This window comes from Streptomyces sp. NPDC088733 (genome assembly GCF_044751185.1).
In the GTDB taxonomy this organism is placed as follows: Bacteria; Actinomycetota; Actinomycetes; order Streptomycetales; family Streptomycetaceae; genus Actinacidiphila.
Genome location: NZ_JBIVLH010000017.1, coordinates 120,556 through 129,473, shown reverse-complemented (window position 1 = coordinate 129,473; position 8,918 = coordinate 120,556). Strand labels below are relative to the sequence as shown.

The following is an 8,918-nucleotide window of genomic DNA, read 5'->3' as shown; positions in this document are numbered from 1 at the left end:
CCGACGGACGCACCCTCCTCGCCACCGGCGGCGACGACCGCACGGTGCGGATCTGGGATCCACTGGCCGGCACCCCGATCGGCCAGCCCCTGACCACCCACACCGACGGGGTGCGGGCGGTGGCGACATTCACCGCACCCGACGGACGCACCCTCCTCGCCACCGCTGGCGACCGCACGGTGCGGGTGTGGGATCCACTGGCCGGCACCCCGATCGGCGAACCCCTGACCGGCCACACCGGCTGGGTGTGGGCGGTGGTGACATTCACCGCGCCCGACGGACGCACCCTCCTCGCCACCGGCGGCGACGACCGCACGGTGAGACTGTGGGATCCGCTGGCCGGCACCCCGGTCGGCCAGCCCCTGACCGGTTACATCGGCGGGGTGCTTGCGGTGGCGGCATTCACCGCACCCGACGGACGCACCCTCCTCGCCACCGGCGGCGACGACGACACGGTGCGGGTGTGGGATCCGCTGGCCGGCACCCCGATCGGCCAGCCCCTGACCGGCCACACCCGCTGGGTGCGGGCGGTTGCGGCATTCACCGCACCCGACGGACGCACCCTCCTCGCCACCGGCGGCGACGACCGCACGGTGCGGATCTGGGATCCACTGGCCGGCACCCCGATCGGCCAGCCCCTGACCGACCACACCGACTGGGTGCGGGCGGTGGCGACATTCACCGCACCCGACGGACGCACCCTCCTCGCCACCGGCGGCGACGACCGCACGGTGCGGATCTGGGATCCGCTGGCCGGCACCCCGGTCGGCCAGCCGCTGACCGGCCACTCCGGCTGGGTGTGGGCGGTGGCGACATTCACCGCACCCGACGGACGCACCCTCCTCGCCACCGGCGGCGACGACCGCACGGTGAGACTGTGGGATCCGCTGGCCGGCACCCCGGTCGGCCAGCCCCTGACCGGCCACACCGGCGGGGTGCTTGCGGTGGCGGCATTCACCGCACCCGACGCACGCACCCTCCTCGCCACCGGCGGCCACGACGGGACAGTGCGGATTTGGGACGCCCACAATCACCTGTTGCTGATGCGTATCGTCACCGCTGGCAGCGTCCACTCTCTTGCCTTCGTCCCTTCCTCATCCCGTGGCACCCAGGGGCTGGCCATAGCTGGCTCAGCCGGGTTTGCGTTCTTCGAGGTAAGGCTTGACGGGCTATAGACCATTGCCTCCGACAGCCTTTGGCTGGACTGCGGATTCCCGCTCACGCGGCAGGACGTGAAGAGTGGCCTTCACGTGTTAGGCGACGTAGCAGTAGCCGATGCAGATCTGCCTGGTCAGCCATCACGTGATGATGAGGCAGACTCGGTTCTGATTCCGTACGGATTCTCCGCTCCCCGCGAACTCACGGGTTGTTCGGCCCAGACGACCTTGCCCTCGGGTAGATAGCGGATCCCCCACCGCTCGGCAAGGCTGGCAATGATGAACAGCCCCCGGCCGGTCTCATCGATGGTCCGGGCGTGCTTCACATGCGGGGCACTGAGTGCGCTGTCGTTGACTTCGCAGGTCAGGCTCTGGTCCAGGATCAGCCGCATGCGGAGCGGGGGTGAGCCGTACCGGATGGCGTTGCCGACAAGCTCACTGAGGATGAGTTCTGTCGTGAATGCAGTCTCCTCACTCACGCCCCATAGCTCTAGTTGGCGGCGGGCTACTGCGCGGGCGCTCGGTGCCGCTTCGGGGCTGTGCGGGAGGTCTCGGGTGAGGACTTGGGCTGGGGGTAGCTCTTTGGTTCGGGCCAACAGCATCAGGGTTTCGCTGGCGCGGTTGCCGTCTGTGAACGCGCGGTCGATGGCGTCCGACAGGTCTGTCAATGAGTCAGCGGAGGGGTGTTCGAGGAGGGGGCGCAGAGTGCCGAGTGGTGCCATGACCTCTTCGGCCAGGGTGGCGGTGCCCATCGCCAAGGTGGTTCCTTGCGGGAGCGAGAAGGTGCTGGCGGGAAAGGGGGCGGTGTCCATCGCTGCGAGCTGCGGTCCAGCTGGCGCGGCCAGATTGACCGACGTGCCGTCAGGGAAGGTAGCGACTGGTGCTGGTAGCCCAGCTCGTGCGACGGTGCAGGTGAGATCCACCGGGTCGTAAATCGCGATGGCGCAGCCGGCCGTGAGGGGCTCTCGGTGAAGAGGGTCGACGGGAGAGGTCACCGAGTCGGGATTCCAGAGACCGCGATCGTGCCAAGTCTGTAGACATGGTTGAATTCGGCCCTCAGCGGACCTGAAGTCGGAGGGACCGCCTTCTCCAGCCGGATGGTGCCGGTCTGGGTGGCGCCTGGGCCAATTGTGGGCTGCCACCCTCTGCTGAACGAATCCGGCTCGTACCTCTGACCATCCGCATCGGTGAGCGCAAACCACTGGACTGGGAGGTCGACGCTTTGGTCGGTTTTGTTGACGACTTGGAGGTGTATCTGACCCTTGCGGCCGACGTTCTCGATCCGGGTGACCGTCATGGTGAGGCCGTTACGATGGGCCGATTTCGCGTTCGTAGTCACCAGTTCGGTCGGCCCGGTGCCCCCGGATCCGCCGTCACTGAACCGTGGCGTCAGTGCGGATACAGGCGCACCGTCCAGCACCAAGAACAGGCCCAGAACGGTGGCGACAGAAATGACGATTGTAATCACGAGATGGCCGACGCGGCTGTCGCGGTGTGCGGCGGCCTTGGCCATCGACGATCCGACCGCCATCAAAATCCCGCCGACTCCGAAGCCGAAGAAGTAGACGGCACCGACCGGGACTCCCGAAGGGAGCCTGTCACCCAGGGCGTCTTCCGGTCCCGACACATCGCCGGAGCCGAGTTGGAAGACGATTGCCATCCAACCGGTGAATGCCACCATCGCGAGCGCGAGACCCGCCACGATCAATATTCGGCCAGGCCCTCTTCCCGCAAAGAACGCCTGGAACGGACTTTGGTCGTAGTCATGGTGGTGCTGATGACTTTCGGAGAGGGACATGTCGCGGCCGGCTTGGTATATCCGTCCTTGGTCTCGGGCCGAGGCCTGCATGCGCCGCGCCTCATCGCCGTATGGGTCCCTCATTCGTTGATCACCATGTCCTGTGCGGACTGGTAGATCCTCGCGTGATCCCGGGCATCGGCACGCATACTGACCGACCTTGGTGCCGTCTGTCGAGCTAAGCCCTCCAACTGTCGTACAGCTGCCTTGAGATCAGATCGTGCCGACGAGTCGGTGAGGGCCAGTCGTAGCATCCGGCCCTGCCACTCGGCGAGCACGGCGGCTTCGAGGGAGTCATCATCATTTTGCCTAGCCTGGGTGACCATCAGTTGAGCTTCGTCGAGGTCAGCGTTGACTCGGTCGGCCTGCTCAGGACGGGACTTCCTCCATACCCGGCTGATCGCTGTCCGGGCCTGCTGCCAGGCGTCGGTCGTCATAAGGCCGATGAGAGTGGTCGCGGCTGTTGATGCCAAGACTTCCACTTCTGCGCTCATTGGTTACCTGTTTCCACGACGTGGCTAGCGAAGCAGCAAGCGAGGCGCTGTTGGACCCTGTGAGGACGACGGCTACGTGGAGTTGGGGGAGCTCGCAGCCAGGCACCGCTTTAACTCGTCACCGGCGCAGATGTTGAGTACCGGGATCGCATCTTCTCCACTCAGTCTGTAGATCAGCGATTACGCGCACTGCTACGACGACTTTCAGCTTCGAGCGACGCTCCCTCGACAAGGCCTCGCGGGGCTCACTCAGGGTCCTGAATGGTCGCAAGGGGGGCATGCCCTCTCAGCACGGCTGTTAACCCCTCCGGCGAGGTTTGCGGCACTGGCCACGGCCCGGCCTGGCGGCCGGGCCGCGTGCTGGGTGGTCGCGTGCTTGGTCAACTTACGATCGAGCCCATGGCCTGGATGAGGAAGTGGGCTTTGCCGGCCACTGTCTGGTCGTCGGCGCTATCCCAGTGGCCGCTGATGACCTGCTCGCCCCCGTGCTGGTACAGGCACCAGGACCACAACTCGCCGGGAACGTCGGCGAGCTCCAGGCGCAGGGTCGGGGTGAGGGTGACGGAGCAGGCCCAGTAGTTGCCGCCGGTGTTGATCGGCTGCGCGGAAACGCCGAGGGCGACCAGGTGGGCGGTCATCACTTCGGCTGCCTGGAGCTTGCTGCGGTCGGGGTCCTGCCTTGTGACGGGGGTGGTGGCGGGGGCCCGCTGGGGGCGCTCCTCGCGCCACTTGCCCTGCGCCACGATGAGCTGGCTGCGGACCTGCGTGGTGGTGGCGCGGGTGATGACCTCTTCGATTCGTCGGGGTCGGCGCCGCGCTCGCGCGCCTGCTTGTCTAGGCGCTCGACCAGGTAGGACATGTCGCGCTCGGCGCCATCGAGCAGCTGCTCGATGGTCAGGTCGCCGAGTCTCGGCATGGTGATCTCCTTCGTGCGGGTCGGGCCGCCCACCTGCTGGGGTGGACGGCCGGGTGTGGGTGTGGGGTCAGGAGGTGGAGGGCTTGGCCGGGGCGCGCTTGCGTGCCGGGCGCGCGGGCTTGGGCTTGGCGGCGGCCGCCGCAGGAAACGGCGAGCAGTACCACCCGCAGTTCTTCTCCGACCGGTGGGAGCGCCTGATCGAGCTGTCCGGGCTGCCGCCGATCCGGCTGCACGACGGCCGCCACGAAGCGGCGAGCCTGGCGCTGGCCGCCGGCGTCGCCCCCAAGGCTGTGCAGGCGATGCTCGGGCACTCCTCGATGCGGATGACGACCGACACCTACCAGACCGTGCTGCCCGAGATGCACGCCGCGACCGCGTCTGCCTCGCTCGACCTGATCGCCGGGTACCGGGCGAAGGACAAGGGGCAGGAGGCGGCGCAGGAGCAGGGGAAGGGGAAGGACGCCTCGAAGCAGGCGAGACGGCGGGTCAAGAGGCGGATCTACGGGGCTGGAGCGGCCTGACCCGGGGCCCCGTGTGGCCCGTTGTCCCGCACGCGGGCCACACCGAGCCGGTTTTTGGCCTTCCAAGGGGCGTGGTGTAGACCACGCGCCGAGCAAGGAAATGACGAAGGGCCAGGTCAGAGTTACCGACCTGGCCCTTCTTCGTGGAGCCGCCTTCGGGATTCGAACCCGAGACCTACGCATTACGAGTTGTCCGATCTTGGTCCGGGGCCGTCCATCGAAGTCCGCGCCGACGACCGCGCCGCTGGTCAGGCACCACATCGCAAACGGACAGACGCTCACGGACGGCAGTGGCACAGCCCGAAGCGAGACCAAAACTGAGACCGCTCGTTCGAATCAGCTTTGGCACCCTGGCTGACGGCAACCCTTCGCTCGCTTCCCCCGCCGAGCCCGGTACCGCAGCCACAGAGCCCGCGAGTAGCGGACCGTGTCGATGAGAATCTTCACCACCCCAATCAAAAGCGACAGTTCAGAGCCGTACTCCTGAACAACCCGGGCGATGCCCACGAGCTGACCTCCTCCTTCTGGTGGCGTCTTCATCACGACTCATGTCTAGGCCGCTGAGTGGCTGTCCCGAACAGCCAAAGGACAGGGGCCGGACGGCACGTCGTCGACCAGGAAGCCGGCCCAATGTCCGCTGTCCGCCGGACGTCCGCCCGGACAGTGCCTAGGCTCGACTAGAAGCAGGAGGAGGGAGTCTCGGTGGGTTTCGGAGAGGTCGACGCGGAGGCGCCGCAAGCTACGCGAGAGCTGGCGGCCCGGCTACAACAAGTGGCACAACGCGCCGGTTACTCTGGGGTGCGCGCGCTCGCGGCTGGGAGTCGTGTCAGCCGGACCACTGTTTCGGATGCGATGGCCGCCCGGCGCGTGCCGACATGGCAAACACTGGCCGCCCTGTTGCGTGGATGCGACGTTGTTCCTGACGGCGACTGGGCCAAGGCCCTCGAAGCCGCGAAGGACGCATTCGAGCGAGACAAGCAAATGACCAAAGACCTCGGCCACCCTACCGAGAGTGCAACCAACAATCAGGTCGGCACCGTGCCCGTCCCGGCCAGTCCCGGAACTTTCTCTATCCGCCCCCCTTACGGGGAATTGCCGCCCCGGTTGCGGGGCCGCGAAGATCTATTGCATGACCTGGAGAGCAGGCTCGCGGAAGGGTCCACCCAGATCCAGGTTCTCCACGGTCTAGGTGGTTGCGGTAAGACAAGTGTGGCCCTCTATCTGGCCCGGCAGGCTCGCGATCAGGGGTACTCCGTCTATTGGCTCTCAGCGTTGACACCCGATCGTTTCGCCACCGGGATGCGAGAGGTTGCGCGAAGCCTCGGCGCTGATGAAGCTCTAATCGAAGCCGCTTGGACTGGCCGAACCAGCGCTACTGACCTAGTTTGGCGCCTTCTAGACGCAGCAGAACAGCCCTGGCTACTTATCGTAGATAACGCTGACGAGCCAGCATGGCTTGCATCCGGCGCCGGCCTCATCGGTGACGGCACTGGATGGCTGCGGTCAAGCCAGGCAGGAATGACTGTAGTTACTAGCCGCACCGGGAATCCTGATGTGTGGGGACGTGAATCGCAAACCCACCGAATTGAGGTTCTAGCTCCCCCTGACGCAGGCAATATCCTACTGGACCTTGCGGGAGAAGCCGGTGACCCTGCCGACGCCCTGGTTCTCGCGGAGCGCCTTGAGGGACTTCCCTTGGCGCTTAAGCTGGCGGGTTCATATCTTGCCCGTGCGGCCCGGGGAGCGGGGCTGCTCCGACGCCGGGGACAGAAACCTGGCAGAGTCAAGACATTCGCCGCCTACACAGAGGCTTTGGGTGAAGTGGGAGCCGGGTTTCTCGATTTGGGGGAGAAATGGTATCCAGACGACACAGATCAAGAACATAAGCATCGGCGGCTGATCGGGCGCACGTGGGAAATGTCGCTCGATCTGTTGGACGAACAGCAACTCCCCAAGGCAAGAACCCTGATGCGGCTACTCTCATGTTTTGCACCCGTCCCGTTCCCTGTCGAACTTCTTGATACATTCGCATCACAGAACACACCATCCGACCCAGATGCCGAGTTGGAGCAAGCGGATCAAGCGCTGGAGGCGTTGATCGACCTTAGTTTGCTCGACGTTATAGAGCTTCCAATGGGCGGCGCCGATACCGAAGCAGAATCCGTACCGTGCCTAGTTAGCCACCGGCTCGTACTGGAGGCCAACGCCCTTCGGCTGGCCGACAGTACGGAAGAAGAACGCATCGCGGTCTGGAATACAACTTCCGTCATGCTTGAGTGCGGCGCCACACGCGAGCCAGAGTATCCACAGAATTGGCCATGGTGGCGACTTATGGTTCCTCACACGGTCGCCGCATTGAAGCGAGTGCCGGATATCGATGCACCGCTTCGCCGCCTTCTCGCGGTCGGACTCAAGGCTTACGCCTATTACAATTTTTCACAGGTATTCGACCAGGCTGACGAGCTGGCTAAACTCCTGCTGGAGCGCGCCTCCAAACTTTCCGCTGATGACCCGATTCGCCTTTCAGTTTGCCATAGAGCCGCCCTCTCTCTACTGAAGGGGGAGGCGCAGCTATCTGAATTTGAGCGAGTACTTGCGAAACAGCTGGAGTACCTAGGACCCGAACACCCGGAAACCCTGATCACCCGACATAATGTAGTGACGGCCAGACCAGCCGGACCAGCCACTGCCGATCACGAGGCGGAGATTCGGTCTGTACTGGAGGCACGGCGCCGAACACTTGGCGCCGATAATCCCTACACCCTCATCACTCACGTAGAGCTTTCCTATTTGATCGCATCCCGAGGGCACGAAGGGAATGCATCAGAAGACGAATTCGATCTCCTTATTGGCCGAACACTTGGCGGGTCAGCACCAGACTCCGACCTTCTTCCGCTGGCGAACCGCCACCGGCTCGCGCACGTCCTGGACGACGCAAAACGGTGGCCAGAAGCCGAGGCAGAATACCGCGCAATGCTGACCATAGTAGAAAAATATGGGGATCGGGATTCCGGGTTCTACCGCAGCATGATGCGATGCCTAGTAAGCAACCTGCGAAAGCAGCGAAAGTACGAAGATGCCGTGAGTACGCTCACTGACCTTTTCCGTTGGTACGGGGACCAAAAATCGCCGGGCTGGCCGACAGCACCATGGGCCCTCCATATCCGCCACGCTCGGGCTGACGTCCTCCGTCTGTGCGGGCAGGCAGCGGAAGCAGAAAAGGAAATGAGGAACGTCCTCACAGACCGACTCATGAAAACAGATCTGAACGATTCTGTGATCCTAGATGAACGACACTGCCTAGCGCATTCCATGATGGATCAAGAAAAGATCACTGAAGCACACAAAGAACTTCGCTCCATTGTTGCGTCATACGCTGAAATTCTCGGCCCGGGAGAGTACGCGACTCGGCGCGCTCTAACTTGTCTTGCAAAGAGCCTCCACGGTGCCGGGGAGCACGCAGAGGCCGTGCTCCGCTATGAAGAACTTTTTCAAGCAGAGATAGACGCACTAGGGGAAAATCACACACAGGCGCTGGCGACGCACCTGCGCTTGGAGAGATGCCGGCTCGAATCGGGGCAGCAGTCACCCCAAGACGCCGTATCGGCCATGCAAGGCACGCTAAGCAGAGATTTGCCAACACTGACTCAAGACTATCCGAAATTGGTGAAAAAAGTTCAGGACCTGATCGAAAGTATTCGACCGCACAGCGCCGTTGGTCAGGCCGCACCCAGAGGGGGCGAGTAATGTGGATCCTAACCCTTGATGCATATCTGAACGCGCCCGGCGTAATGAACGGACCTTTCCGAGATGACGTCTCGATTTTTGAAGACGCATCATCGGCTTCGGTTTGGTAGGGACGTTGGGCTCGCTGTACGTGGTGGTCGACGTCGGGATCGCCCGGCTCCTCGGACGCTACTGAATTCGGCTCGTCGGAATGAACTTCCACGATGTGGCTGATGGCCCCGGTGCGGCAACGGTGTTCGGCTGTAGGTCGTGGGGGTCTGCCCGTGGCCTGGGCTGCGCGAAGGT

General features: G+C 64.1%; 7 protein-coding genes. 3 read left to right on the top strand and 4 right to left on the bottom strand.

Annotated elements, in window-relative coordinates; genetic code table 11:
- Positions 1–1,175 (top strand): WD40 repeat domain-containing protein (locus ACIP64_RS28115; RefSeq protein ID WP_401592007.1); only part of this gene is annotated, 1,175 nt, incomplete at its 5' end.
- 116 nt (positions 1,176–1,291) lie between these two features.
- On the opposite strand, the gene ACIP64_RS28110 is transcribed toward ACIP64_RS28115, so the two are convergent.
- The 4 genes from ACIP64_RS28110 to ACIP64_RS28095 all read right to left on the bottom strand — a co-directional run bounded on the left by ACIP64_RS28110 (position 1,292) and on the right by ACIP64_RS28095 (position 4,192).
- Positions 1,292–2,152, bottom strand: coding sequence for an ATP-binding protein (locus tag ACIP64_RS28110; protein WP_401592005.1), 861 nt, complete (start codon positions 2,150–2,152; stop codon positions 1,292–1,294).
- Positions 2,149–2,955 (bottom strand): hypothetical protein, encoded by an 807-nt coding sequence (locus ACIP64_RS28105; RefSeq protein WP_401592003.1) that lies wholly within the window; start codon positions 2,953–2,955, stop codon positions 2,149–2,151. The genes ACIP64_RS28110 and ACIP64_RS28105 overlap by 4 nt, the downstream gene beginning before the upstream one ends.
- A gap of 80 nt (positions 2,956–3,035) precedes the next feature.
- Positions 3,036–3,449, bottom strand: coding sequence for a hypothetical protein (locus ACIP64_RS28100; RefSeq protein ID WP_401592001.1), 414 nt, complete (start codon positions 3,447–3,449; stop codon positions 3,036–3,038).
- 380 nt (positions 3,450–3,829) lie between these two features.
- The gene (locus ACIP64_RS28095) at positions 3,830–4,192 is read right to left on the bottom strand and encodes a hypothetical protein (RefSeq protein WP_401591999.1); all 363 of its coding nucleotides are present in this window, start codon (positions 4,190–4,192) and stop codon (positions 3,830–3,832) included.
- 256 nt (positions 4,193–4,448) lie between these two features.
- Between ACIP64_RS28095 and ACIP64_RS28090 the strand changes: the two genes are divergently transcribed.
- Together ACIP64_RS28090 and ACIP64_RS28085 are read left to right on the top strand one after the other, a co-directional pair.
- On the top strand, positions 4,449–4,886 hold the full coding sequence (locus tag ACIP64_RS28090; RefSeq protein WP_401591997.1) for a tyrosine-type recombinase/integrase: 438 nt from the start codon (positions 4,449–4,451) through the stop codon (positions 4,884–4,886).
- Between the two features lie 702 nt (positions 4,887–5,588).
- Positions 5,589–8,633, top strand: a complete 3,045-nt coding sequence (locus tag ACIP64_RS28085; RefSeq protein WP_401591995.1) for an AAA family ATPase — start codon at positions 5,589–5,591, stop codon at positions 8,631–8,633.
- Positions 8,634–8,918: the final 285 nt, after the last annotated feature.